Source organism: Agrobacterium vacciniicorymbosi, from assembly GCF_040427045.1.
Taxonomy (GTDB): Bacteria; Pseudomonadota; Alphaproteobacteria; order Rhizobiales; family Rhizobiaceae; genus Agrobacterium.
The window spans coordinates 113,700-137,841 of the sequence record NZ_JBETMF010000004.1 but is presented as its reverse complement, the minus strand read 5'-3'; the positions used below and the strand labels follow the sequence as shown (position 1 = coordinate 137,841).

22 protein-coding genes and 1 tRNA gene are annotated in these 24,142 nt (G+C 58.1%); 13 read left to right on the top strand and 10 right to left on the bottom strand.

Annotation, left to right across the window (positions count from 1 at the left end):
• Positions 1-88: 88 nt before the first annotated feature.
• The 6 genes from phoU to phoR form a co-directional block, all read right to left on the bottom strand.
• Entirely contained in the window at positions 89-805 is a 717-nt protein-coding gene (gene phoU, locus ABUK73_RS08305; RefSeq protein WP_113088790.1) for a phosphate signaling complex protein PhoU, read from the bottom strand.
• A gap of 87 nt (positions 806-892) precedes the next feature.
• Positions 893-1,708 carry a phosphate ABC transporter ATP-binding protein PstB gene (pstB, locus tag ABUK73_RS08300; RefSeq protein ID WP_113088789.1) on the bottom strand — a complete coding sequence of 272 codons (816 nt, stop codon included), beginning with the start codon at positions 1,706-1,708 and terminating at the stop codon, positions 893-895.
• A gap of 75 nt (positions 1,709-1,783) precedes the next feature.
• Entirely contained in the window at positions 1,784-3,106 is a 1,323-nt protein-coding gene (gene pstA, locus ABUK73_RS08295; protein WP_353576868.1) for a phosphate ABC transporter permease PstA, read from the bottom strand.
• Positions 3,103-4,587, bottom strand: coding sequence for a phosphate ABC transporter permease subunit PstC (gene pstC / locus ABUK73_RS08290; RefSeq protein WP_353576867.1), 1,485 nt, complete (start codon positions 4,585-4,587; stop codon positions 3,103-3,105). The genes pstA and pstC overlap by 4 nt, the downstream gene beginning before the upstream one ends.
• A gap of 272 nt (positions 4,588-4,859) precedes the next feature.
• Positions 4,860-5,894, bottom strand: coding sequence for a substrate-binding domain-containing protein (locus ABUK73_RS08285; protein ID WP_353576866.1), 1,035 nt, complete (start codon positions 5,892-5,894; stop codon positions 4,860-4,862).
• A gap of 215 nt (positions 5,895-6,109) precedes the next feature.
• A complete protein-coding gene (gene phoR, locus ABUK73_RS08280; protein WP_454892346.1) occupies positions 6,110-7,315 on the bottom strand; it encodes a phosphate regulon sensor histidine kinase PhoR in 1,206 nt (401 codons plus the stop codon).
• Positions 7,316-7,644: 329 nt separating this feature from the next.
• On the opposite strand from phoR, the gene ppk2 reads away from it, so the two are divergent.
• Complete coding sequence (gene ppk2, locus ABUK73_RS08275) at positions 7,645-8,526, top strand: polyphosphate kinase 2 (protein WP_353576865.1); 882 nt, start codon at positions 7,645-7,647, stop codon at positions 8,524-8,526.
• 62 nt (positions 8,527-8,588) lie between these two features.
• Here the strand turns inward: ppk2 and ABUK73_RS08270 are convergent, their stop codons facing one another.
• Positions 8,589-9,758 (bottom strand): hypothetical protein, encoded by a 1,170-nt coding sequence (locus ABUK73_RS08270; RefSeq protein WP_353576864.1) that lies wholly within the window; start codon positions 9,756-9,758, stop codon positions 8,589-8,591.
• 444 nt (positions 9,759-10,202) lie between these two features.
• On the opposite strand from ABUK73_RS08270, the gene ABUK73_RS08265 reads away from it, so the two are divergent.
• From ABUK73_RS08265 to ABUK73_RS08250, 4 genes are all read left to right on the top strand, one after another.
• Positions 10,203-11,159 carry an NAD(P)H-dependent flavin oxidoreductase gene (locus ABUK73_RS08265; RefSeq protein ID WP_353576863.1) on the top strand — a complete coding sequence of 319 codons (957 nt, stop codon included), beginning with the start codon at positions 10,203-10,205 and terminating at the stop codon, positions 11,157-11,159.
• Positions 11,160-11,282: 123 nt separating this feature from the next.
• A tRNA-Thr gene (locus tag ABUK73_RS08260) sits at positions 11,283-11,358 on the top strand.
• 143 nt (positions 11,359-11,501) lie between these two features.
• On the top strand, positions 11,502-11,798 hold the full coding sequence (locus ABUK73_RS08255; RefSeq protein WP_113088783.1) for a type II toxin-antitoxin system HigB family toxin: 297 nt from the start codon (positions 11,502-11,504) through the stop codon (positions 11,796-11,798).
• Positions 11,798-12,187: a helix-turn-helix domain-containing protein gene (locus ABUK73_RS08250; protein ID WP_353576862.1), complete on the top strand. Its 390-nt coding sequence runs from the start codon at positions 11,798-11,800 to the stop codon at positions 12,185-12,187. The genes ABUK73_RS08255 and ABUK73_RS08250 overlap by 1 nt, the downstream gene beginning before the upstream one ends.
• A gap of 324 nt (positions 12,188-12,511) precedes the next feature.
• Here the strand turns inward: ABUK73_RS08250 and rhaI are convergent, their stop codons facing one another.
• On the bottom strand, positions 12,512-13,804 hold the full coding sequence (rhaI, locus tag ABUK73_RS08245) for an L-rhamnose catabolism isomerase (RefSeq protein WP_353576861.1): 1,293 nt from the start codon (positions 13,802-13,804) through the stop codon (positions 12,512-12,514).
• 91 nt (positions 13,805-13,895) lie between these two features.
• On the opposite strand from rhaI, the gene ABUK73_RS08240 reads away from it, so the two are divergent.
• Entirely contained in the window at positions 13,896-14,054 is a 159-nt protein-coding gene (locus ABUK73_RS08240) for a YqaE/Pmp3 family membrane protein (protein ID WP_082453484.1), read from the top strand.
• An 18-nt stretch (positions 14,055-14,072) separates the two neighbouring features.
• Here ABUK73_RS08240 and ABUK73_RS08235 read toward each other — a convergent pair whose 3' ends face one another.
• Positions 14,073-16,166 carry a bifunctional rhamnulose-1-phosphate aldolase/short-chain dehydrogenase gene (locus ABUK73_RS08235; RefSeq protein WP_353576860.1) on the bottom strand — a complete coding sequence of 698 codons (2,094 nt, stop codon included), beginning with the start codon at positions 16,164-16,166 and terminating at the stop codon, positions 14,073-14,075.
• Between the two features lie 203 nt (positions 16,167-16,369).
• Here ABUK73_RS08235 and ABUK73_RS08230 point away from each other — a divergent pair, with 203 nt between their 5' ends.
• The 7 genes from ABUK73_RS08230 to ABUK73_RS08200 all read left to right on the top strand — a co-directional run bounded on the left by ABUK73_RS08230 (position 16,370) and on the right by ABUK73_RS08200 (position 23,750).
• Complete coding sequence (locus ABUK73_RS08230) at positions 16,370-17,200, top strand: DeoR/GlpR family DNA-binding transcription regulator (protein WP_103585100.1); 831 nt, start codon at positions 16,370-16,372, stop codon at positions 17,198-17,200.
• A gap of 45 nt (positions 17,201-17,245) precedes the next feature.
• Positions 17,246-18,256, top strand: coding sequence for a rhamnose ABC transporter substrate-binding protein (gene rhaS / locus ABUK73_RS08225; protein ID WP_353576859.1), 1,011 nt, complete (start codon positions 17,246-17,248; stop codon positions 18,254-18,256).
• Positions 18,257-18,486: 230 nt separating this feature from the next.
• Positions 18,487-20,016 carry a sugar ABC transporter ATP-binding protein gene (locus ABUK73_RS08220; RefSeq protein ID WP_353577012.1) on the top strand — a complete coding sequence of 510 codons (1,530 nt, stop codon included), beginning with the start codon at positions 18,487-18,489 and terminating at the stop codon, positions 20,014-20,016.
• Positions 20,017-20,029: 13 nt separating this feature from the next.
• Positions 20,030-21,031: an ABC transporter permease gene (locus ABUK73_RS08215; protein WP_353576858.1), complete on the top strand. Its 1,002-nt coding sequence runs from the start codon at positions 20,030-20,032 to the stop codon at positions 21,029-21,031.
• Positions 21,028-22,035 carry an ABC transporter permease gene (locus tag ABUK73_RS08210; RefSeq protein WP_353576857.1) on the top strand — a complete coding sequence of 336 codons (1,008 nt, stop codon included), beginning with the start codon at positions 21,028-21,030 and terminating at the stop codon, positions 22,033-22,035. Before ABUK73_RS08215 ends, ABUK73_RS08210 begins: the two co-directional genes overlap by 4 nt.
• 3 nt (positions 22,036-22,038) lie before the next feature.
• Entirely contained in the window at positions 22,039-22,362 is a 324-nt protein-coding gene (gene rhaM, locus ABUK73_RS08205) for an L-rhamnose mutarotase (RefSeq protein WP_353576856.1), read from the top strand.
• Positions 22,359-23,750, top strand: a complete 1,392-nt coding sequence (locus ABUK73_RS08200; protein WP_353576855.1) for an FGGY-family carbohydrate kinase — start codon at positions 22,359-22,361, stop codon at positions 23,748-23,750. The genes rhaM and ABUK73_RS08200 overlap by 4 nt, the downstream gene beginning before the upstream one ends.
• Here the strand turns inward: ABUK73_RS08200 and ABUK73_RS08195 are convergent.
• Positions 23,735-24,130 (bottom strand): DUF2177 family protein, encoded by a 396-nt coding sequence (locus tag ABUK73_RS08195; RefSeq protein WP_353576854.1) that lies wholly within the window; start codon positions 24,128-24,130, stop codon positions 23,735-23,737. The two genes, ABUK73_RS08200 and ABUK73_RS08195, sit on opposite strands and share 16 nt — an antisense overlap.
• Positions 24,131-24,142: the final 12 nt, after the last annotated feature.

Sequence of the window (24,142 nt, the reverse complement as noted above, 5' to 3'; positions counted from 1 at the left end):
GGACGCATCACGGACGCTCTGGCCTGTTGATCTACACACCGGCATTCCAAACATCGTTTCCGATCCAAGGGCGCCGATGCTGTAAAACTTACTCGGTTACTGCACCGAGCGTGTTGGAACTATCGTCCTTCGGACGCTCACCTTCCGGCTGGCTGCCGGTGGCCATGTAATAGATGGTTTCCGCGATGTTGGTCGCATGGTCGCCGACGCGCTCGATGTTCTTTGCGCAGAACAGCAGATGCGTGCAGGTCGTGATGTTGCGCGGATCTTCCATCATGTAGGTCAAAAGCTCGCGGAACAGCGAGGTATACATGGCGTCGATCTCTTCGTCGCGCTCGCGGATGGCCTGTGCCTTTTCTGCGGAGCGCGTGGAATAGACGTCCAGCACTTCCTTCAGCTGCACCAGCGCCAGTTCCGACAGGTGCTCCAGTCCACGGGCCAGCTTGCGCGGAACGCCAGTGCCGGCAACGGCGATGACGCGCTTGGCAGTATTTTTGCCAAGATCGCCGACGCGCTCCAGATCGGCAGCGATGCGCAGCGAACCGATGATTTCACGCAGGTCGGACGCCATGGGCTGACGCTTGGCGATGGTCACGATGGCCTTGTCGCCGATCTCGCGCTCGGCATGATCGAGGATCGTATCGTCAGAGATGACCTTCTGGGCCAGCGCTGCATCCGAGTTGACCAGAGCGCGCACCGCATCGGCGCACATCTGTTCAGCCAGACCACCCATTTCGGCGATGCGGCGGGTGAGGAACTTCAGTTCATCATCATAGGCGGACATAATATGGGAATGTGTCGGCATGTTCGAAGTCTCCAGTTTCGATGCACTGGCCCGCAAGCCCGACCGGGCTCAAGCGGTGCCATGCGAAGGGTTTGAACCAGCGTCAGATCAGCCGAAGCGACCCATGATGTAGTCCTGCGTGCGCTGGTCGTCCGGGTTGGTGAACATCTTGTCGGTGTCGTTTTCTTCCACCAGATGGCCCAGATGGAACATGGCGGTGCGCTGCGACACGCGGGCTGCCTGCTGCATGGAGTGGGTAACGATGACGATGGTGTAATTGGCGCGCAGTTCGTGGATCAGTTCCTCGACCTTGGCGGTTGCAATCGGGTCCAGTGCCGAGCAGGGCTCGTCCATCAGGATGACTTCAGGCGAAACCGCAATGGCGCGGGCGATGCACAGACGCTGCTGCTGACCGCCGGACAGGCCGGTGCCGGATTCGTGCAGACGATCCTTGGCTTCGTTCCACAGACCGGCCTTCTGAAGGCTCGACTCGACGATCTGATCCATGTCCGCCTTGTTGCGGGCCAAACCATGGATGCGCGGGCCGTAGGCGATGTTTTCGTAGATCGTCTTCGGGAAAGGGTTCGGCTTCTGGAACACCATGCCGACACGGGCGCGCAGTTCCACCACGTCGATGGTCTGATCGTAGATATCGTCTTCATCGAGCGTGATCTTGCCGGTGACGCGGCAGCTGTCGATGGTGTCGTTCATGCGGTTCAGCGTGCGCAGGAAGGTGGACTTGCCGCAGCCAGACGGGCCGATGAGCGCCGTCACGGTGTTTTCACGTACGTTGAGGTTCACATCGTAAAGGGCACGCTTCTCGCTGTAATAAACGGAAACGTCCTTGCCGATCATCTTGTATGTTACTTCATTCATTTTCTTGTCCAGCGCCTTTTCAACTGCTGCTTCCGACAACATATTCATAGCCTCAAGCTCCCGGTGTTTGTTACATCGCATGCTGGCTGGAAAACCGGTGACCCGATTTTCCCTGAGTCATGTTTACCAGCGACGCTCGAAGCGGCGACGCAACAGGATTGCTCCCACATTCATGACGATGAGGAACATAAGCAGGATGATGATAGCGCCTGATGTTCTCTCGACAAAGGCACGTTCTGCTTCGTTCGCCCACATGTAAATCTGCACCGGCAGGGCCGTGGACGGGTCCATCGGTGTTGTCGGATAATTCGCGACGAAGGCGACCATGCCGATAAGAAGCAGCGGTGCGGTTTCGCCAAGGGCATGTGCCAGGCCGATGATGGTACCCGTGAGAATTCCGGGCATGGCCAGCGGCAGCACATGGTGGAAGATGGTCTGCATTTTCGAAGCGCCAAGGCCAAGGGCAGCGGCGCGGATGGATGGCGGCACCGCCTTCAGCGCCGCACGGGTGGCGATGATGATGGTGGGCAATGTCATAAGCGTCAGGACGAAACCACCGACCAGCGAGGCCGAGCGCGGGAAGCCCATGAAGTTGATGAAGACCGACAGGCCGAGCAGACCGTAAACGATGGACGGAACGGCAGCGAGATTGTTGATATTGACCTCGATAAGATCCGTCAGGCGGTTCTTCGGTGCGAACTCTTCCAGATAGATGGAAGCGGCGACACCGATGGGCAGCGACAGAACCAGCACGATCAGCATCATGTAGAAGGAGCCGATCAGCGCCACGCCGACACCTGCGGCTTCCGGACGGCTGGATGCGCCGTTGAAGAAGATGCCGGTATTGAATTCCTTGGCCAGTTGGCCCGCTTCGGTCAGTTTCTTGACCCAGGCGAGTTGCTGGTCGGAGATGCGACGGTTCTGCTCATTGACGGAAACATCGACCTGACCCTTGACCACGCTATCGAGATCGCCTGAAGCCAGAAGGGCCACGGTGCGCGTGGTTCCAACGATGCTAGGATCGGCTACCACCAGATCGCGCAGCTGTCCGCGGATGCTGTCGGAGATCATCGCATTGACGGCACGAAGGCCATCGCGGTCATCCAGGGAGACGCCGAGTGCCTTTGCCACCGCATTGCGGGCAACCACGGGGTAGTTCGCGGTCATCAGCTTGGCAGGGTTCTGTGCACGGACGTTGTCGGGATCGATGATCTGCTGCGAGAACTCGACCGGCACGGTGATCATGGTCTGCTGGAACGCCGTATAGCCTTTGCCGACGACGGACCAGAGAAGCAGGAAAAGGAACAGAAGGCCGAAGGAGATGGCGGCAAGGCCATAAGTCCGGAAGCGGCGCTCGGCGGCGTAACGGCGCTTGATGCCGATATCGCGACGGACCTTCTTCGTTGCGGCTGGGGCGGTAAAGCCCGGAGTAACGACGTCGGTCATTCGTACTGCTCCCGGTATTTGCGCACAATATAGAGCGCGTAGATATTGAGGCAAAGCGTGATGGCAAAGAGGGTGATGCCAAGCGCAAAGGCAACCAGTGTCTGTGGCGAGGTGAATTCAAGGTCGCCCGTCAGCTGGCTGACGATCTTGACCGTTACCGTCGTCATCGGCTCAAACGGATCGAGCTGAAGGCGGGCGGCAACACCGGCGGCCAGAACAACGATCATGGTTTCGCCGATGGCGCGCGAGGCGGTCATCAGAATGGCACCGACGATGCCTGGAAGGGCCGCTGGCAGAATGACCTTCTTGACCGTTTCCGAGCGCGTTGCACCAAGGCCCAGCGAGCCATCGCGCAGCGTGCGGGGAACGGCGGTGATGATATCGTCCGACAGCGAAGACACGTATGGGATCAACATGATGCCCATGACGAAGCCAGCGGTGATAACGCTCTGCGCCTGGATGAAGTTGGTGTAGTCGCCCGTTGTAAGACCGTTGATCTGCGAGGAAATATCGCGAAGGAACGGACCGACGGTCGTCAGGGCGAAGAAGCCGTAGACGATGGTCGGGATACCGGCCAGCACTTCGAGAAGTGGCTTGGCAACCGAGCGGAAGCGTGGGCTGGCATATTCCGCCATGTAGATGGCCGAGAACAGACCGACCGGCACGGCAACCAGCATGGCCACGAAGCCGATATAGAGCGTACCTGCCAGAAGCGGAATGAGACCAAACTGACCGGCGCTTTCGGTGGAACCGGCAGCGGCAAAGCGCGGGTCCCATACTGTTCCGAAGAAGAACTGGTAGGCCGGCACCATGTTGAAGAACTGAATGGCTTCGGTCAGCATCGACAAAACGATGCCGATGGTGGTGAGAATGGCGATGGAGGATGCCAGCAGCAGTGCCGCCAGAATGACCTTCTCGACATTGTTGCGGGCGCGGAAGCGAGGCGCGATGCCGCGCATGGCGTAGATCGCGCCACCGATTGCCGAACCCAGGACAATGATGATCATGCCAAGGCGGCTGGCCGTCGTCATGGTGTTGAGCGTTTCAGCCGCTTCGACCATGTAGGGCTGCGGATCGCCGGCAATGGCGACACCCTTGGAGCCGAGCAGCGGACGAAGAGCTGTCGGATCGGCCTTGGCCTGCGCAAGCTCTTCAGACGTCAGCCGTTGAAGACCGCGCGCAATCGAGCCGACCATGCCGTAGCTGAGGCTCTGCTGGGCCTCGGACTGCGCCTTGATGTCATCGGGAAACTCACCCCGGACAGTCGCGGTGACAATCATGGGGCTGATGATGAGCCAGAGTGCCAAAATGAATGCAGCAGGCAGAACAGCCCATATGAGAACATAGGAGCCATGATAGCCTGCACGAGAATGCATGGAGGACGGACGACCGCCCGCCAAGGCGACGGCACGGCGTGAACCCAGCACATAGCTGGCTATGCCGATCAGCGCCAATATCAGCAAAATAATGGGTGTGTTCATGGAGACTTTCCTCGGCGCACCAGAAAGAGATGCGGTATCAGGCAGCTTTGTTGCACATCGGATCATCGAAAACCGTGCCGAACCTTTTGCAGTTCGATGGTTTTGCGACAGGTGCCGTCTTCCCTAATTTTGGCTCAGGCATTCCGGGTTGATACATCCTATTTATCGGCCGCTTGGTCATACGATAAATAGGAACTGTCAACCCACACAGCACCTTAACAACAGAAAGATGGACGGAAGGCGCGACGATGTCGCCGCGCCTTCCAGAATGATTACATGATCTTGCCAGCTTCGAACTGAGCGCGGATTTCCTTACGCTCGGCTTCAGGAGCAGCAACTAGGCCGTAGTTGGCCAGCGGGGAGTCAGGGCCGATCATCTCGTCAGAGGTGAAGAACTCGACATATTCCTTGAGGCCCGGGATAACGCCGACATGTGCCTTCTTGACGTAGAAGAACAGTGGGCGGGAAACAGGGTACTTGCCGCTTGCGACGGATTCAGTTGTTGGAACAACACCGCTGACGGTTGCAACCTTCAGCTTGTCCTTGTTGTTTTCGTAGAATGCGAGGCCGAATACGCCGAGGCCGGTCTTGTTGGCATCGATACGAGCAAGCGTTTCAGTGTAGTCGCCGTCGATGTCGACAGCAGCGCCGTCCTTACGAACTGCGATGCACTTTGCAGCAGCCTGCTTGGCGTCTGCAACGAGACCCTTGATGGCGTCGGTTGCCTTAGCTTCCTTGCAGCCGTCAGCCATGATCTTCTCTTCGAAGACTTCGCGCGTGCCGTGCTTGGAACCAGGAATGTAGGCAGCGATTGCTACATCAGGCAGTTCCTTGTTGATTTCGGACCACTTCTTGTAAGGGTTGGCAACGAGCTTGCCATCCTTGACGATTTCAGCAGCCAGACCAAGGTACAGGTCCTTAGGCTCAAGCTTGACGTCCTTGTTGGACTTGTCCATGGCGAAAACGATGCCGTCGTAGCCGATCTTGACTTCCTGAACGTCGGTAACGCCAGCGGACTTGCACGCTGCAAGTTCGTCAGCCTTGATTGGACGCGAAGCGTTTGCAATGTCGATGGTGCCTTCACCAACGCCGGAGCAGAATGCCTTCAGACCACCGCCCGTGCCGCCGGACTCAACAACTGGAGCCTTGAAGTCAGGGAAGGTTTCAGCAAAAGTTTCAGCAACGATCTTTGCGTATGGCAGAACCGTCGAGGAACCGGCAACCTGGATCTGGTCGCGAGCAGCGGCGGCGCCTGCAAAGGCAACGGAAGCCACCAGGGCTGCTGCGGACAATTTAACGATATTCATTTTACTCTCCCGTATGGGGCCCATGGTGGGCTTTTGTGAACGCTGCCGGCAGTCGCTTTTACCCGCTTGCCCAAAACTGGGCTGCCCCGGCGGCCTCTTCTTAACCAGTCTTGCCCCACCCTTTTATGTCACTTCAATGAAGTATTTGTGACAACTCAAATATCTGATTTTAAATAATTATTTATTTCGTCGGCACGCATAGCGAGACTTGTATGTCAAAAACGCACGGTAAAGTCCGTTCCGACATCCAGCTCCGAGCGGATAATCAGGCGGGCGCGGTGTCTCGTCAGAATATGTTTGACGATGGCAAGCCCGAGACCAGTGCCTTTCTTGGAGCGACTGTCCGCCACACTGACCCGATAAAAGCGCTCCGTGAGGCGCGGAACATGCTCTGCCGGAATGCCCGGCCCCTTGTCCACGACGCCGACTTCGACGGGTTTCCCCGCATCCGTGCGCAGAAAAACATCCACCACCTTGCCATCCTGGCCATATTTGCAGGCGTTTTCGACGAGGTTCTGGAACACCTGCACAAGCTCGTCACGGTCGCCCGTCACCTCCACCTTTCCCTCGGGAACGTGAAGGTTGATGGCAATGTCGAGTTCTTCGGCCAGCGGCAGCAGCGAGTCCCTGACATGGCCAAGAAGCGGCACGAGATCGACTTTCTGGTCCGGCGCGATATTGGCGCGCAACTCCAGCCGCGACAGCGACATCAGGTCGTCCACGAGGCGGCTCATGCGGGTTGCCTGATCCAGCATGATGCCCAGAAACCGCTCCCGCGCCTTGGGATCATCACGCGCCGGACCTTGCATGGTTTCGATGAAACCGCGTAGCGAGGCCAGAGGCGTGCGCAGCTCGTGGCTGGCATTGGCGACGAAATCGCTGCGCATGCGATCTATGCGGCGCAGTTCGGACACATCGCGGAAGGACAGGATATAAAGTGGTGGCCCCGCCTGTTCCTGCGCTGCCGCCGGTGCGATGCGGACGATGAAAACGCGCTCGGACGGCAGACGCTCGGAATGTTCGACCTGATTAGGCTGGCCGGTGGCGATGGTTTCCCTGATCACATCCAGCAGGCCGGGCGAGCGCAGACGGCCGGAAATATGCGAACCGACCGGCAGCGCGCCAAAGGCCCGCTCAGCAGCGCTGTTTTCAAACAGAACGCTGGCATTGCGATCCAGAATAAAAACCGGCGTATCGAGAACGGCAAGCCCGGAGCGCACGCCGGAAATCAGGCTTTCGCTGACGGCCTGCTCCTCATCGATCTCAGGCACGGCCACCCGCTTGGGCGGCTTGACCGTGGCACCGGAACTGATGGCGAGAATGGCCAGCACCGCGCCCAGCCACAGCGCCAGCGGCACATAGGGCGTGCGCAGTTCCGTCAGCGTGACGATGGCCAGCAGGGTGACGACCAGAATAGGCAGCCAGCTACGGCGAAGCCCGTGCCAGTACCGCCCAAACGTGCTGCCGCTTTCCGTGACTGCCATTGCCATCTGCTTTCCTCTGCGAGTCCGCCTGAAATATCGGACGGATCTGCCCGCCGCATATCCAGACGGGCTCTTACGCCGAAAATCAGCGTATCGTCCCTTTTATCGCTCTTTCATGACAGAGATTCATCACTATGTCTTTTCCCACAGCTTGATCTTTTACGGTTGCCAAAAAGCCGCACAGGCGGGTCTTCTTGATATTCCGTGGTGGATATGCGCTGATTGCACCAACGCCGAACTCAAACGGCAGTACCCAGGGAGCCATGATGAGCGAAAACGCCAAGGACCGTTCGGTCGAACTCAAGATCGACGGAAAAACCCGCATCTTCAACATCGATGATCCGGTTTTGCCGGACTGGGTGGAAGACCACAAGCTTTCCGCCGGTGGCTTTCCTTATGACAAGAAGATGAACCGCGAAGAGTATGACGAGACGCTGGAAGCGCTACAGATCGAACTGGTGAAGGTGCAATACTGGCTTCAGGCCTCCGGCAAACGCGTCCTGTCCGTTTTCGAGGGCCGCGATGCTGCCGGAAAAGGTGGCGCCATCTCGGTCATCAAGGAATATCTCAACCCCCGCTCCGCCCGTGTCGTCGCCCTGTCCAAGCCGACGGAAACCGAACGCGGGCAATGGTATTTCCAGCGTTACATCTCTCATTTTCCAACGGCTGGCGAATTCGTCATGTTCGACCGCTCCTGGTATAACCGTGCAGGCGTGGAGCCGGTAATGGGCTTCTGTACGCCCGAAGAACACAAGCGTTTCCTGAAAGAAACGCCGCGGCTGGAGAAAATGGTGGTGCATGAGGGCACGTATCTGTTCAAATTCTGGCTGGATACGGGTCGCGAAACCCAGATCGATCGGTTCCATGACCGGCGGCACAGCCCGCTGAAAGCGTGGAAGCTTTCCGACATGGACATTGCCGCGCTGACCAAGTGGGATGATTACACCGCCATGCGCGACCAAATGCTGGAAAAGACCCACATTGACGACGCCCCCTGGACCGTGGTGCGCGCCAACGACAAACGCCGCGCACGCATCAACCTCATCAAACACATTTTGAAATCGCTGGACTATGACGGCAAGGACAAAAAGGTCATCGGCGAGATCGATGACAAGATTCTGGGGTTCGGGCCAGATTTCTTGAAATAGGCCAACCTGATCCCTCATTCCTGTGCTTGTCACAGCAATGAGGGAAAGGCTTTAGCGGAGCATCACTCCCCCGGCAAAATCCGCGCCGAGTAGAGATTGACCGGGCGTCCATTGCCATCGATATCACTGTTGATGATGATGCGCCCAGGTGCGTTGGGCGCGAGCGTCCGGTCGAAATTGACATTGATCAGCATATCCGCACGCTCCGGGGTTGCGGTGAAACGGTGACGGGCGCAATCCCCGAGGCTGCCGAAATCACAGCTGATGGAAAGCTGCGTCTGCCGGTCGCTGGAGGATTGCAGGGTAACGGAAATGGTCGAGGATTTGCCCGCCATTTCCCGCAACACGTCTGCTGGAACAGTGATGCTGACGTTACCATCCGCTTCCGCCACACGCGATGTGAGGCGCACGGCTTTCCCGGCAGCTGTGGAGATGGGCTCGACCGCGGCAAGCGATCCGGGCTGGATGCCGTTATTGCCGCGCTCGGCATTGAAAACTTCCTGCCAGTCTTCAGAAAAGCCGCGACCAGCCTCGACGCTCGGCTGGGGTGCCGCCTCGGTGCCGGTGAAATCTTCAGATTGCACTTCCGGCGGCGGGTTGGGGACGCTGGTGTCACGGTCTGCTGGGCTCAGCAGAATGCCGGAAGTGTAGACCCACCATGCGCCGAAGCCGATAAAGGCCAGCAGAGTGAAATAGATAAACAGGCGAGCGACGAGGCCCTTCTTGCGCCGCGCCTTGGCGGCACGCTGCGGCGTAAAGGCAAGAGACGCCGCATCGGCGGGCACAGACCGAGCATCCGGCGCGACCACGCCGCGCTCGGCACGAAAATCACCCATGTCAGCGGCGGCTGGCCTTGCATCCGGTACGTCGCCACGGACCTCTGCCTCGACAGGCAAAACATCATCCTCATCGTCCATTGGACGGGCGGGCGACGCAACCGATGGCCGGACTTGCGGCGGCGGCGGTGGTGCGGGAGTTCTCGCCGCCTCACGCCGAACGTGATCTTCCACCACGCTCAACAGGCGGTTTCGCTCTTCGCTCTCTATGGCGTGGATCAGCACTTCCAGTCGCTGGCGCTGCTGCGCCACGACAGTGGGGTCGTCTATGCTCTGCTTGCGCAAACCCGCTTCCAGCGCCTGCCGGGAAGACTGGTAGATGCGTGCCCGAACCTCGGCGCTCGATCTGTCCGATTTCTCAAGGGCATTTCTGATTGCCGTTTCCAGTCCGCTCACTACCGGTCCTTTTCTTTGCCATCCGACAGGCTCAGCGCATTGGCCCGAAAATTACGTCTATTTTCGGAAAGCGCGATGCGCAGATACGTCATTCAGAGCATCATTTATGCACCCGAAGGCACGCAACGGCATTCCGGCGACGTTGCGCGATGCTCGTTTACGATTCGGTAACCTCTCGTATGCCCAACCGCAAGAGAGACAGCCGTTAAATATTGGAATGGCTTGGGGAAAACGTCGATGTGGCAGGATCGGCTCATCGAATGGTCTTCTCGTGCGGCCTCCCCTTATGAGCGCACCCGCTCCATCGAGATTTCAACGCCTTACATAATGAAGCGCAGCGGCAGGCCGCTGCCCCACAACAGCACTCGTTGCTTTTTTGCTTTTCATCCGTTTCCGGCTTCGCTACATCTTACGTGCGCGTAAACGTCATTCATGGGAGGAAACATGCTGCCGTCCGTACTCAAGGACAATCTTCGACTGCCGGTGGTTGCCTCACCGCTCTTCATCATTTCCCATCCAGAATTGACGCTGGCACAATGCAAGGCGGGTGTCGTCGGCGCGTTTCCGGCGCTCAATGCCCGCCCGGAAAGCCAGCTGGACGAGTGGCTGGCGATGATGACCGAGGACTTGGCCAATTATAATGCCGCCAACCCTGAAAAACCGGCAGCGCCCTTTGCGGTAAACCAGATCGTCCATACCTCCAACAAGCGGCTGGAGCATGACCTTGGCCTGTGCGTAAAATACAAGGTGCCTATCGTCATCTCGTCGCTGGGCGCCGTACCGGAAGTCAATGCCGCGATCCATTCTTATGGCGGTATCGTGCTGCATGATATCATCAACAACCGCCACGCCAATTCCGCCATCCGCAAGGGTGCCGACGGGCTGATCGCGGTGGCGACGGGTGCGGGCGGCCATGCGGGCACGCTTTCTCCCTTCGCGCTGGTGCAGGAAATCCGCGAATGGTTCGATGGTCCGCTGCTGCTGGCAGGCGCCATCGCCAATGGCGGCGCGATCCTTGGCGCGCAGGCCATGGGCGCAGATATGGCCTATATCGGTTCCCCCTTCATCGCCACCAAGGAGGCAAGAGCGTCTGACGCCTACAAGCAGGCCATCGTGGAAGCGCAGGCTGGCGACATCGTCTATTCCAATTACTTCACCGGCATTCACGGCAACTACATGAAAGCCTCGATTATCGCGGCAGGCATGGACCCCGACAACCTGCCCGTGGCCGATCCTTCGAAAATGGATTTCGGCGCAGCAACGAGCGGCGCAAAAGCCTGGAAGGACATCTGGGGGGCTGGCCAAGGCGTGGGTGCGGTCAAGGCCGTAGAGCCCGTCTCCGCCCTCGTTGACCGCCTCGCCTCAGAATATGCAACAGCCAAGGCCCGCATTCTGGCTTGATACAGCGTGTGGGGATGAGATGCCGGATTTTTTATCGAACCGGCATTCAAGACTTGAAATCCATCCCCAATGCCTGTATCAGCCCGCCATACGCCGCGCCGACACATATTCGGCGCCCGGCAAGCCGCTTTAGCTCAGGTGGTAGAGCACATCATTCGTAATGATGGGGTCGCAGGTTCGAGTCCTGCAAGCGGCACCATTTTATCCACCGCGCTTCACTTAATCATCGCTTTTGCATCCATATGCTTGCCCGCTTACATGCGGATAAAGTGATTTCACCCAAGTTCCCGATTTGGGAATTAAGTATTGTTCCCGATTTGGGAATATGCTATAGCCGTCCCTATGCAGATCATCGCCAAGTCTACATTGAAGCTGTTTTGGGAGCGTCATGCGCAAGCCGAAACGCCGTTGAAGACGTGGTATGCTATTGTCAGCAAGGCAGAGTGGAACGGTCCTTCGGACGTAAAAACTGCGTTTGGTGCGACGGTGGATTTTGTTTCGGATAACCGCGTCATCTTCGATATTTCGGGCAATAAATATCGCCTGATTGTCCATGTCGCATATGCTTACAAACGCGTTTTGATCAAGTTTATCGGCACCCACAAGGATTATGACCAGATCGACCCGGAGACAGTGTAATGGACAATATTCGTGCCATCAAAAATGATGATGATCTTGCATGGGCCATTGCAGAGATCAGCCCTTATTTCGACAATCCACCTGATCTTGGAACGCCTGACGCCGACAGGTTCGATGTGCTTGCTACCCTCATCGAAGCCTTTGAGGAAAAGCATTACCACATCGATGCGCCTGAGCCTGTGGAGTTGATCAAAACACATATGGAGATAACAGGGCGGACGCAGGGTGATCTTGCCGCACTTTTCGGTTCACGCTCGCGGGCCTCAGAAGTCCTGAACAGGAAACGCGCTCTTACCGTGGATATGATCTATAAGCTGCATAAAGAATGGGGCATTCCAGCCGATTGCCTTGTGGAGCCGTACCACCTCTCCGAACGGAAATACGCATAACAAAAAGCTGCAAGCACTACTGCTGCGGCTGAACCGTGGTCCTCGGTATCAACGTACCGTCCTGACTTTGCGGGGAAAGCTGCCTGTCGCCGTTTAGGAAAGCGATGCTGACTACGATGCCCACGAGCACGCATAGCAGCGCGACGAATATCAGGCCTGATCTGTCTATTGGCTTCTTCATGCCTCGCTAACATAAGCGTGAATGTGAAGATGATGGGGCGAAAAACACATTTCTTTAACGGCGGACATATTTGGTTATGAAAGCGTGAAGGCACGCCTTTGCGTGCCTTCGTTTGTTAAGGTTTGCGGCGCATCCGAATGGCATCAAATGATGCCGCCGCTGCCGCTTTTGGATTCCGGGCGTTCGGCTGCGACCTTCGCGCGGTAGCCGCTGGCACGGTAGGTGGCGATGGGGTCGATTGACGCATTTGATCGTCTGCGCGCTTCGGCGAGAATGGGTTCGACATCGGTGCGGTAGGCGCGCTTCAGCGTGTCGGATGCCATCAATGCATCGTTTTCTTGCTGGAAGCCATCCAGAGCCGCGCGATCCACCAAAAGCGCCTGCGCATAGGCGCGGCGGATTTCGTTGGCGCTGGAGATGAGGCTTTCGATGGGGTCGGTCACATTGTGCGACTGGTCGATCATATGGGCCGGGTGGAAACCTTTGACGCCGCGGTGGTCGGCATCCACCAGCTCGTTGAAGACGAGGAACAGGCGGTAAGGATCGATGGAACCGGCATCCAGATCGTCATCGCCATATTTGCTGTCGTTGAAATGGAAGCCGCCGAGTTTGCCGAACTGGATGAGGCGGGCGACGATCATTTCGATATTGGTGTTGGGGGCATGATGGCCGAGATCTACGAGGCAGAAGGCCTTTTCACCCAGCGTGTTGGCGATGAGGTAGTTCGTGCCCCAATCCTGCACCACGGTCGAATAGAAGGCGGGCTCATACATCTTGTGTTCGGAAAAGATGCGCCAGTCCTCCGGCAGCGCCTTATAAATCTCCGCCATGCCTGAGAGATAACGCTCAAAGCTCTTGGTGAAATTGCTCTGGCCGGGGAAGTTGGAGCCATCTCCCACCCATACCGTCAGCGCCTTTGAGCCTAGAGCATTACCGATTTCGATACATTCGATGTTGTGATCGACAGCCTGTTGGCGCGTTGCTGCGTCTGCGTGGCTCAGCGAGCCGTATTTGTAGGAATGTTGCTGTCCCTCGGCGTCCGAAAACGTATTCGAGTTCATCGCATCGAAGCCGAGGCCAAGTGCATCGGCGTGGGCTTTCAGCGTCTTCGGGTCCTGTTTGTCCCAGGGAATATGCAGCGAGACATTGGGCGTAGCCGCCGTCAACTGGTTGATGACGGCGCAATCGTCCAGCTTGTCGAAAATACCGCGCGGTTCTCCCTTGCCGGGAAAGCGGGCAAAGCGCGTACCGCCGGTGCCGACGCCCCAGGAGGGAACGGCGACGAAGAATTTCGACACCTGCGCGGTGATCGCCTCGATATCGATGTTGCGGCGCGCGAGATTGGCACCTAGCGCCTCATAATCCGCCTGATGGGCGTTTGCGCGCTTTTCATTCTCGCGATCAACGATATCTGTCGCTATTTTCAGTTCGGTCATGCTGTCCTCCCGTTCCTCGCCTCCCGCGATTGAACCAATTCCGCGCTCCCCACGTTATGTGCTTGGAAACAAACAGACGGGATATTCAATCGTGGACGTTATTCGCATTCTACTTGCCATTTTCCTGCCGCCTGTCGGCGTCTTCCTTCAGGTCGGCCTCGGCTTGCAGTTCTGGCTCAACATTCTCCTGACGCTGTGCGGCTATATCCCCGGCATCATTCACGCCATCTGGGTTATCCTGCGCCGATAAGAAACATTTCACCCGCCACTAGCGGGTGAAACTCTGGGCGTTGCCGGCATCCACATTGATGATATTGCCGGTGGATTTTGCCGAGGCATCCGAAGCGAGAAAGTAAATCGCTTCGGCAATGTCTTCGGGGAAAACATTCAGTTTCAGCATCGAGCGCTTGCGATAATGTTCTTCCAGATCGGTGACTTCGATCTTGGAAGATGCCGCTCGTTGTTCGCGCCACTCCCCATTCCAGATTTTAGAGCCACGCAGAACCGCATCCGGATTAACCGTGTTGACGCGGATACCGGCATCGGCCCCTTCCAACGCCAAGCAGCGGGCCAGATGGATTTCCGCAGCCTTAGCCGTGCAATAGGCCGATGCATTGGGCGACGAGGCAAGGCCATTCTTGGAGGCGACGAAGACAATGTTGCCGCCGAGGTTCTGGCGACGGAACAGGCGGAAGGCTTCCCGCGAGACGAGGAAATAACCGGTGGCGAGAATGTCGATATTCTTGTTCCACATGGCAAGCGTCGTCTCCTCGACCGGAGCCGAGGACGCGATGCCCGCATTGGACACCAGAATATCGACGCCGCCGAATTCGACGCTGGCCTGCGTGAAGGCGGCGAGAACCGCGTCTTCTTTCGTCACATCCAGCTTCACGCTGCGCACCGCATCGGTGCTGAAACGCTTCTCGAAATCGCCCTTGGTGGCTTCCAAAGCGCCTTCATCGATATCCGCCAGCACGACGCAGGCACCTTCATTGGCCAAGCGCTCCGCCGTAGCACGGCCAATGCCGCCAGCGCCTCCGGTAATGAAGGCCACGCGGCCAGCTAGGCTCTTTGGCTTTGGCATGCGCTGAAGCTTTGCCTCTTCCAGCAGCCAATATTCGATGTCGAAGGCTTCCTGCTCCGGCAGGCCCTGATATTCCGAGACGGTGGACGCGCCACGCATGACATTGATGGCGTTGACGTAGAACTCACCGGCAATACGGGCGGTCGCCTTGTCCTTGGCGAAGGAGAGCAGACCGACGCCGGGGATGAGGAAGATCACCGGGTTCGGATCACGCATCCCAGGCGAATTGTCGTGCTTGCAGCTTTCGTAATATCTGACGTAATCGGCGCGGTAATCCTCCAGCGCCTGATCGAGACCCGCCAGAAGCGCGTCCACATCCGGCTTTGCCGTATCGAGATCGAGGATCAGCGGGCGGATTTTGGTGCGCAGGAAGTGGTCCGGGCAGGATGTGCCGAGCGCGCCCAGAGGCTTCAAATCCCTGGAATTGACGAATTCCAAGACAGCATCCTGATCATCGAAATGGCCGAGCTTGCGCTCCTCGCGACCTATACGGCCCCGAATTTCCGGCATCAGGCGGGCGGCGATGTCGCGACGCTGTTCCGGTGACAGGCTCTTGGCCACCGCACCCCCAAAGATCGTCTTGCCCTCGGTTTCCCCGGCAAACCATTCGATCGCCTTGTTGATGATCTCAAGCGTCAGCTCATAGCATTTCTTGGCATCATTATCCCAGGTGAACAAGCCATGGCTTTCCAGCACCACGCCCTTGGCATGGGGGTTGGCCTTGACGAAGGCTTCGAGGTCGAGACCCAGCTGGAAGCCGGGACGGCGCCAGGGCAGCCAGCCGATGTCATCGCCGAAAATCTGCTGCGTCAGCTCTTTGGAGTTTTTCGAGGCCGCAATGGCGATGATTGCATCCGGGTGCATGTGATCGACATGATCAAACGGCACAAAGCCGTGCAAAGGCGTGTCTATGGAGGCGGCGCGCGGGTTGAGATTGTAGGTGCAGTGAGGCAGAAACCCGACCATGCGGTCTTCGTCTTCCACACCCTTGTAGATGCCCTTCAGCGCTTCCAGCTTGTCGAGATAGAGCGTGGCAAAGCCATCCAGCTTGATGGTGCCGACATCGCCGCCGGAACCCTTGACCCACATGACGCGGACTTTTTCACCCGTCAGCGGGTCGGTTTCCAGCACCTTGGCGGAGGTGTTGCCGCCACCGTAATTGGTGATGCGCTTGTCTGCGCCCAACAGGTTGGAGCGATAGAGCAGCTTGCCGGGCTCATCGAGTGTCGCGGCGTAAGTCTCGTCCCAGCGGTTGTCGAGAAGACGGGTCTGTCCCATCGCAATATCCTCCCATATCGGTTATTCGCGGACGTATCGAACCAGCCCGCCTCCCATTGACGGGAGATATCGCGCAATCAAAAGCGCAATGTCAATCATAAACGATCATATATTTTCATTGTGCGATGCAGCATCGTTTATTTTGATTGAACTTGATTGACAACGCAAAAACTTTACGAATAACTGATGTTCAGGAGGACCCCATGCACGAAAGCGAACGACATCGCATTATCCTAAGCGCCATTCAGGAAAAGCCTGTGGTGACGGTGCAGGATATTGCCGAGTTGACGGACGCTTCCGAAGCGACGATCCGCAGGGATATCGCCTCTTTGCATGTGCAGGGAAAGCTGCGGCGCGTGCGTGGCGGGGCCGAAGCGGTGCATCCGCCACAGCTCGGAAATTTGGCGGCGAGACCGTTTCGCGTCTCGGAATCGGTCAATATCGATAAGAAACGCGCAATTGCACGCAAGGCGGTCGATCTCTGCGAAGAAGGCGACGCCATCATCATCAATGGTGGCACCACGACCTTCCAGATGGTGCATTACCTCTCGGCCCGCCGTTTGCAGGTCATGACCAACTCCTTCGCCATTGCCGAACATCTGGTCAAGCATTCCAAATGCAATGTCAGTGTGCCCGGCGGCGCGATCTATCGCGACCAGAGCTTGATATTGTCGCCCTTCGAAAATGACGCGATCCGCAATTTTTATGCGCGGCGCATCTTCATCGGCGCGCAGGGTGTCGGCGCGCTCGGCATCATGGAATCGGATGCGCTCGTCATTCAGAGCGAACAGAAATTGATGCGGCAGGCGGAAGAGCTGATCGTGATGATCGATAGCTCCAAGTTCCGTAAACGCTCAAGCCTCATTCTCTGCCCGCTGGAAAATGTCTCCACCATCATCACCGATGAGGGCATTTCCGACGAAGCAGCACGGATGGTTGAGGCGGCGGGCGTGACGTTGATCGTGGCGGGGGCAGTTGCGGGTGCGCAAGTGCCGCGACCGCCGGACGAGGAGGATTCCGCTTCGGTTGCTTGAGGAGCACCGCCGCGGGAATAGGGTTTAATCGGGAGGAGAACCAACATGAAACTGACACGCAGAAAACTCAGCCAGGCACTGGCGCTCAGCGTTGCCATCGGCGTTGCCGGATTTGGCGGCATGGCGCAGGCCAAAGACATCAAGATCGCGCTTGTCGTGAAATCACTCGGCAACGGCTTCTTTGAAGCGGCCAACAAGGGCGCACAGGAAGCTGCCAAGGACCTCGGCGGCGTCGAGATCATCTATACCGGCCCAACGACGACGACAGCCGAAGGCCAGATCGAAGTCATCAACTCGCTGATCGCGCAGGGCGTCGATGCCATTGCCATTTCCGCTAACGACCCCGATGCGGTGGTGCCAGCCCTGAAGAAGGCGGCACAGCGCGGCATCAAGGTTATTTCCTGGGACAGCGGTGTTGCACCGGCAGGCCGTATTCTGCAGCTCAACCCTTCTTCCAACGCGCTGATCGGCAAGATGTGCCTGCAGCTGGCAGCAGCCCATCTAGATGGCGGCAAGGGTGATTTCGCCATCCTCTCTGCCACCACCACCTCCACGAACCAGAACATCTGGATCGATGAGATGAAGAAGCAGCTGAAGGATTTCCCCGGCCTCAACCTAGTAACCACCGTCTACGGTGACGATCTGGCCGACAAGAGCTACCGCGAAGCACAGGGCCTGCTCACATCACAGCCGAATGTGAAGGTCATTGTCGCACCAACCACGGTCGGCGTACTGGCGGCATCGCAGGCGGTGAAGGATGCGGGCAAGATCGGCCAGGTCTTCGTGACGGGCCTCGGTCTTCCCTCCGAAATGGCGGGGGCCATCAAGTCCGGGGCCACCAAGGAATTCGCCATCTGGAATCCCATCGACCTCGGCTATTCGGCCACCCAGATCGCCTATCACCTTGTGAAGGGTGATGCGGATGGCAAGCCGGGCAGCGAGATCGAAGCCGGACGCATGGGCAAAATCAAGGTTGGTGAGAACAGTGAGGCCGCGATGGCTGATCCGTTTATCTACGACGCGAAGAATATCGATCAGTTCTCGAAGATTTTCTGATGTGATGGGAAGCTCGGCGGCTGGTCTCTTGGAGACGGTCGCCGGGAACCTCCTACTTAAACCACATCCTCGACGTCATCCTCGGGCTTGTCCCGAGGATCTGCCCACGTTCAATGTTGGGGTTCGTTAGATCCTCGGGACAAGCCCGAGGATGACGTCGAGGGTATGGTGCGCTTTTTGCTCAACCATGAGCGTCTTGGGTTCACGTAATGACAATGGCTCTAGAAAAAATGACCGACGCGACAGCGCCTAACGCACCGAAAATGGGACGTTCTGCGCCCATTCTCGAAATGCGCGGCATCAGCCAGATATTCCCCGGCGTCAAAGCGCTGGATGGCGTCAATATTGCGCTTTACCCAGGCAAGGTCACGGCGCTGATCGGTGAAAACGGTGCGGGCAAGTCCACCCTCGTCAAAATCCTGACCGGCATCTACCGCCCCAATGAAGGCGAAATCCTGCTGGATGGGCAGCCCGTCACATTTCATAGCGCGCAGGATGCCATCGATGCGGGCGTCACCGCCATTCATCAGGAAACCGTGCTGTTCGATGAGCTATCGGTGGGTGAAAACATATTCCTCGGCCATGCGCCGAAGGCCCGTTTCGGGCTGATCGACTGGAAGACCATCAACGAGCGATCACGCGCGCTGCTAGAGCGGCTGGAGAGCAAGATCGATCCGACGATACGTCTGAAAGACCTGTCGATTGCGCAGCGGCATCTGGTGGCGATTGCGCGCGCACTGTCCGTCGAGGCCCGCATCGTCATCATGGACGAGCCAACGGCGGCGCTTTCGCGCAAGGAAATCGATGATCTCTTCCGCATCGTGGAAAACCTGAAGCGGCAGGGAAAGGCCATCCTGTTCATCAGCCACAAATTCGATGAGGTCTATGAAATCGCCGAAAGCTACGCGGTTTTCCGCGATGGCAAGATGGTCGGTTCTGGCGAGCTGGCGCAGACTCCGCAGGACGAGATCGTGCGGCTGATGGTGGGGCGCGATGTGAAGGATGCGTTTCCCAAACAGGCCGTCAATATCGGTGCGACCACGCTTTCGGTGCAGCGCTACTGCCACGATACCGAGTTTCGCGATATTTCATTCGATCTGCGCAAGGGCGAAATTCTGGGCCTTTACGGGTTGATCGGCGCGGGGCGCTCGGAACTGTGCCAGTCGCTCTTCGGCATCACCCGCCCCGCCTCCGGCACACTCACGCTAAACGGTGAGGCGCTTGCCATCCGTTCACCGGAAGATGCGATCCGGGCTGGTATCGTTTATGTGCCGGAAGAGCGCGGACGGCATGGGCTGGCGCTGGATTTGCCGATCTATCAGAACATGTCGCTGCCGTCCCTTGCTCGCACATCGCGCAAGGGTTTTCTCGCGGCGGCCAATGAATTTGCGCTGGCGCGCAAATATGCCTCGCGGCTGGATTTGCGTGCGGTAGCACTTTCCGTGCCCGTCGGCACGCTCTCGGGCGGCAACCAGCAGAAGGTGGTCATCGGCAAATGGCTGGCGACACAGCCCAAGGTCATCATTCTGGATGAGCCGACCAAGGGCATCGATATCGGCTCCAAAGCTGCCGTGCACGGCTTCATCAGCGAGCTTGCTGCCGAGGGACTGTCGATCATCATGATTTCATCCGAACTGCCGGAAATTCTCGGCATGTCCGACCGCGCTATCGTGATGCGCGAGGGGCTGATGGCGGGCATGTTCGAACGAGCCGATTTTTCAGCCGAGAAGCTGGTGCGCGCCGCCACGGGCAATGCGTGAGAGGAGCCACACCATGAAAAGACTGCTCAAAAATCGCGAATGGCTGCTGGCAGGCATCATCATCCTGTTGATCGCAGGCTTTTCGCTGCGCTCCCCCGGCTTCGAGCGTCCGGCCAATCTCGTCAATATCTTCAATGACACCTCGATCCTGATCATTCTGGCGCTCGGCCAGATGGGCGTAATCCTGACGAAATCCATCGATCTCTCGGTCGCTGCCAATCTCGCCTTCACCGGCATGGCGGTGGCCATGACCAATGCGGCCTTTCCAGGCATTCCCCTGCCCTTCCTCATAGCCATGGCGGTTGTCATCGGCGCGTTTCTGGGCTCGATCAACGGCATTCTCGTCTGGTGGCTCGGCCTGCCCTCCATCGTGGTAACCTTGGGAACGCTGACGATTTATCGCGGCATGGCCTTTGTTCTCTCCGGTGGCGCGTGGGTCAATGCGCACCAGATGTCGCCAACCTTTCTCAACGTTCCACGCACGCCGGTCATGGGAGTGCCCATCCTCTCCTGGGTCGCGATCCTGATCGGTGCGGGTGCATGGCTGGTGTTGACGCGCACCTCCTTCGGACGTTCTGCCTATGCGTCCGGCGGCAATCCGGGCGCTGCTGTCTACGCGGGCATCGATGTCGGACGCACGCGCTTTCTGGCCTTCGTGCTGTCGGGTGCTCTGGCGGGACTGGCGAGTTACCTTTGGGTGTCGCGCTATGCCGTGGCCTATGTCGACATCGCCTCGGGCTTCGAGCTGGACAGCGTCGCGGCCAATGTGATCGGCGGCATCTCGATTGCTGGCGGCATCGGCTCGGTGGCGGGCGCTTTGCTGGGTGCGTTGTTTCTCGGCGTCATCAAGAACGCGCTGCCGGTCATCGGCATTTCGCCCTTCGCACAAATGGCGATCTCGGGCGTCGTCATTGTGCTGGCCGTGGTCTTCAACGCGCGTGCCGAAGCCAAGAAGGGCCGCATCATTCTACGTGACAGGTCCAAGACCGAAATCTCCAAGGAGGCATCGGCATGAGTGTGACTGCACCCGAAACTTCGACGCCGCGCGTCATTCCAGACAAGCTCGGCACGCCGTTCAAACGCATCATGGCGAGTTGGGAAGTGCTACTGTTAGGCGTCGCGATCCTGATCTTCATCATCAATTCCTTCGCATCGCCCTATTTTCTCGATGCCTACAACCTCTCCGACGCCACCTTCAACTTTACCGAAAAGGCCCTGATCGCATTCGCTATGGCGCTGCTGATCATTGCCGGTGAAATCGATCTGTCGGTCGCGGCCATCATCGCGCTGGCCTCCACCGCCATGGGGTATGCGGTGCAGATGGGGGTCGGCACGCCCGGGCTGGTGGCCATCGGCATCGGCACCGGTCTTGTCTGTGGTGCCTTCAACGGCTTTCTGGTGGCGGGGCTGAAACTGCCCTCCATCGTCGTCACCATAGGCACCATGAGCCTGTTTCGCGGCATTTCCTATCTGGTGTTGGGCGATCAGGCCTTTGGTAAGTATCCTGAAAGCTTTGCCTATTTCGGACAGGGCTATGTGTTCTGGGTCATCTCGTTTGAATTCGTGCTGTTCGTGGTCATGGCCGTCATCTTCGCCATTTTACTCCATGCGACGAATTTCGGGCGGCAAGTCTTCGTTATCGGCACCAACCCCTTTGCCGCGCGCTTTTCCGGCATTCCGGTGGAGCGGGTGAAGTTCATCCTATTCCTGCTGACCGGCCTGATGAGCGGCATCGCCGCCGTCTGCCTCACCTCGCGCCTAGGCTCCACCCGCCCCTCCATCGCTCAAGGGTGGGAGCTGGAAGTGGTGACCATGGTGGTTTTGGGCGGCGTGTCCATTCTCGGCGGTTCCGGCACCATCGGCGGCGTGGTGATTGCGGCTTTCGTTATGGGCCTCGTGACCTTCGGGCTTGGCCTTTTGAACGTGCCCGGCATCGTCATGTCGATTTTCGTCGGGCTGCTTTTGATCATCACCATTGCCATTCCCATCGTCGTGCGCCGCCTGCGGGCCATGAGGTAGACCATGACAGAACTCGAAAAACACGCCTTCAAGATGAAGCTCTTTCCGGGCATGGAAGCCGAATACCGGAAGCGCCATGATGAGATATGGCCGGAACTGGTAACCCTGCTGCACGAGGCGGGCGTGCGCGATTATTCGATCCATCTCGACCCTGAAACCAATATTCTCTTCGGCGTTCTGACCCGCCCGAAGAACCACGGCATGGCCGCCCTGCCTGACCATCCGGTAATGAAACGCTGGTGGGCGCATATGGCCGACATCATGGACAGCCATCAGGATAACTCCCCTGTCGCGACCGACCTCGTGACGCTGTTTCACCTGCCATGAGCGAGCCGATCCGCCACATTGCCGTCATCGATATCGGCAAGACCCATGCGAAGCTGATCGTGGTCGATGGCGAGAGTGGCGAGGAAATCGCCTCTCGCAAGATCGCCAACAGGGTGCTGAGCGCGCCGCCCTATTCGCACTACGATATCGAGACGCTGTGGAGTTTCATTATCGAGGGGCTGGCGGCGTTTCGAAAGGAGCCGGGATACCAGGCCATTTCCATCACCACCCATGGAGCGAGTGCCGCTCTGTTGAATAGCAAGGGCGATCTGGCCCTGCCGGTTCTGGATTACGAACACAGCTATCCCGACGACATTCAAACAGCCTACGCCGCTCTGCGCCCAAGCTTCGAAGAGACTTTTTCGCCCGCTCTGCCCATGGGGCTAAATGTCGGGGCGCAACTGCATTACCAGAAGACCACCTTTCCCGACGCCTTCGGTAATGTCACTGACATTCTGACCTACCCGCAATATTGGGCCTATCGATTGACCGGCGTAAAATCCAATGAGGCGACATCGCTGGGCTGCCACACCGATCTCTGGCAACCGGGCAAGTCAACGTTTTCGAGCCTGCCGCAGACGCTCGGCATCGCCAATCTGCTTGCGCCAGTGCGGTCTGCTTTCGATACGCTTGGAACGGTTTTGCCTGATATCGCAGTGAAAATCGGCATTGAAAACGGCATGCCGGTCTATCGCGGGCTGCATGATTCCAACGCGTCGCTGCTGCCGCATCTGATGGTGCGCGAGCGTCCGTTCTCGGTGGTTTCCACGGGGACATGGGTCATCTGCTTCGGTGTCGGCGCATCGCTGGAGAAGCTGGACCCGGCGCGCGATACGCTGGTCAACGTCGATGCTTTCGGAAAGCCGGTTCCCTCTTCCCGCTTCATGGGTGGGCGGGAATTCGATATGCTGACGGCGGGTGTAAAACCGCCAAGCGAGGCTGAGCTTGGGGCGGTGCTAGACGCTGTGCTGGTTGATGAGATTCTCTATCTGCCAAATGCCGTGGAGGGGTCGGGTCCGTACCCCGGTCGCAAAGGCCAGTGGTTGAACGAACCACGTAGTGACGCGGAACGCTATGTTGCGGCGAGCCTCTATGCGGCGATGATGACGGCGGCATGTCTCGGACTGGTTGGCAGTGCCAAGACGACCATCGTGGAAGGCCCGTTTGGCAGCAATGGCATTTACACGCAGGCGCTGGCTGCGATTTCAGGATCGGATGTGCTGGTAACCGATAGCAACAGCCCATCGGGCACGGCCCTGGGTGCGGCACTGCTGGCCATCCGTCATGCTCCGCGACAATCCTATCACGCCGTACAGACGTTGCATGGCCTCTCAGGCTATTACGATAGATGGCGGAAGATAGTGGAAGCCGATTACGCGATGGCCTGAACCAGCCAGAACCCGCCCACGGCAGCGAGGCCTGTCAGGAAGGTTCCCCAGAGAATATCAGCCACACAGATGCGCCACGACCAGCCCCTCAAAGTGGACAGATTGGTCATGTCATAGGTGCCGTAGGCAAAACCGCCGAGCACCGCACCAGAGATGAGCGCCTTGCTCCATCCACCGCCGTTCATAGCCGGGACGACCGCGAAATAGACGATGCCGGCAATGTAGAAAAGATAGAAGATACCGGCAGCGGCGAAATTGGGTTTCGCCAGCAGAAGCGGGCCGATCTCGCGCTTATAAAAGCTGGATGCCTTAGACAGCCAGATGAAATCCAGACCAAAAAAGACGATGGCTGTGCCGATGTAGGCGACTAGATAATCCATCGTCCATTCTCC

Coding starts and splice junctions, on each gene's coding strand:
- pstC (WP_353576867.1), bottom strand. CDS start 4,587: ATGAACACACCCATTATTTTGCTGATATTGGCGCTGATCGGCATAGCC.
- ABUK73_RS08250 (WP_353576862.1), top strand. CDS start 11,798: ATGGACAATATTCGTGCCATCAAAAATGATGATGATCTTGCATGGGCC.
- pstB (WP_113088789.1), bottom strand. CDS start 1,708: ATGAATATGTTGTCGGAAGCAGCAGTTGAAAAGGCGCTGGACAAGAAA.
- ABUK73_RS08215 (WP_353576858.1), top strand. CDS start 20,030: ATGAAAAGACTGCTCAAAAATCGCGAATGGCTGCTGGCAGGCATCATC.
- rhaI (WP_353576861.1), bottom strand. CDS start 13,804: ATGACCGAACTGAAAATAGCGACAGATATCGTTGATCGCGAGAATGAA.
- ABUK73_RS08265 (WP_353576863.1), top strand. CDS start 10,203: ATGCTGCCGTCCGTACTCAAGGACAATCTTCGACTGCCGGTGGTTGCC.
- ABUK73_RS08195 (WP_353576854.1), bottom strand. CDS start 24,130: ATGGATTATCTAGTCGCCTACATCGGCACAGCCATCGTCTTTTTTGGT.
- ppk2 (WP_353576865.1), top strand. CDS start 7,645: ATGAGCGAAAACGCCAAGGACCGTTCGGTCGAACTCAAGATCGACGGA.
- ABUK73_RS08210 (WP_353576857.1), top strand. CDS start 21,028: ATGAGTGTGACTGCACCCGAAACTTCGACGCCGCGCGTCATTCCAGAC.
- ABUK73_RS08285 (WP_353576866.1), bottom strand. CDS start 5,894: ATGAATATCGTTAAATTGTCCGCAGCAGCCCTGGTGGCTTCCGTTGCC.
- ABUK73_RS08200 (WP_353576855.1), top strand. CDS start 22,359: ATGAGCGAGCCGATCCGCCACATTGCCGTCATCGATATCGGCAAGACC.
- rhaS (WP_353576859.1), top strand. CDS start 17,246: ATGAAACTGACACGCAGAAAACTCAGCCAGGCACTGGCGCTCAGCGTT.
- ABUK73_RS08230 (WP_103585100.1), top strand. CDS start 16,370: ATGCACGAAAGCGAACGACATCGCATTATCCTAAGCGCCATTCAGGAA.
- ABUK73_RS08255 (WP_113088783.1), top strand. CDS start 11,502: ATGCAGATCATCGCCAAGTCTACATTGAAGCTGTTTTGGGAGCGTCAT.
- ABUK73_RS08235 (WP_353576860.1), bottom strand. CDS start 16,166: ATGGGACAGACCCGTCTTCTCGACAACCGCTGGGACGAGACTTACGCC.
- rhaM (WP_353576856.1), top strand. CDS start 22,039: ATGACAGAACTCGAAAAACACGCCTTCAAGATGAAGCTCTTTCCGGGC.
- pstA (WP_353576868.1), bottom strand. CDS start 3,106: ATGACCGACGTCGTTACTCCGGGCTTTACCGCCCCAGCCGCAACGAAG.
- ABUK73_RS08220 (WP_353577012.1), top strand. CDS start 18,487: ATGACCGACGCGACAGCGCCTAACGCACCGAAAATGGGACGTTCTGCG.
- phoU (WP_113088790.1), bottom strand. CDS start 805: ATGCCGACACATTCCCATATTATGTCCGCCTATGATGATGAACTGAAG.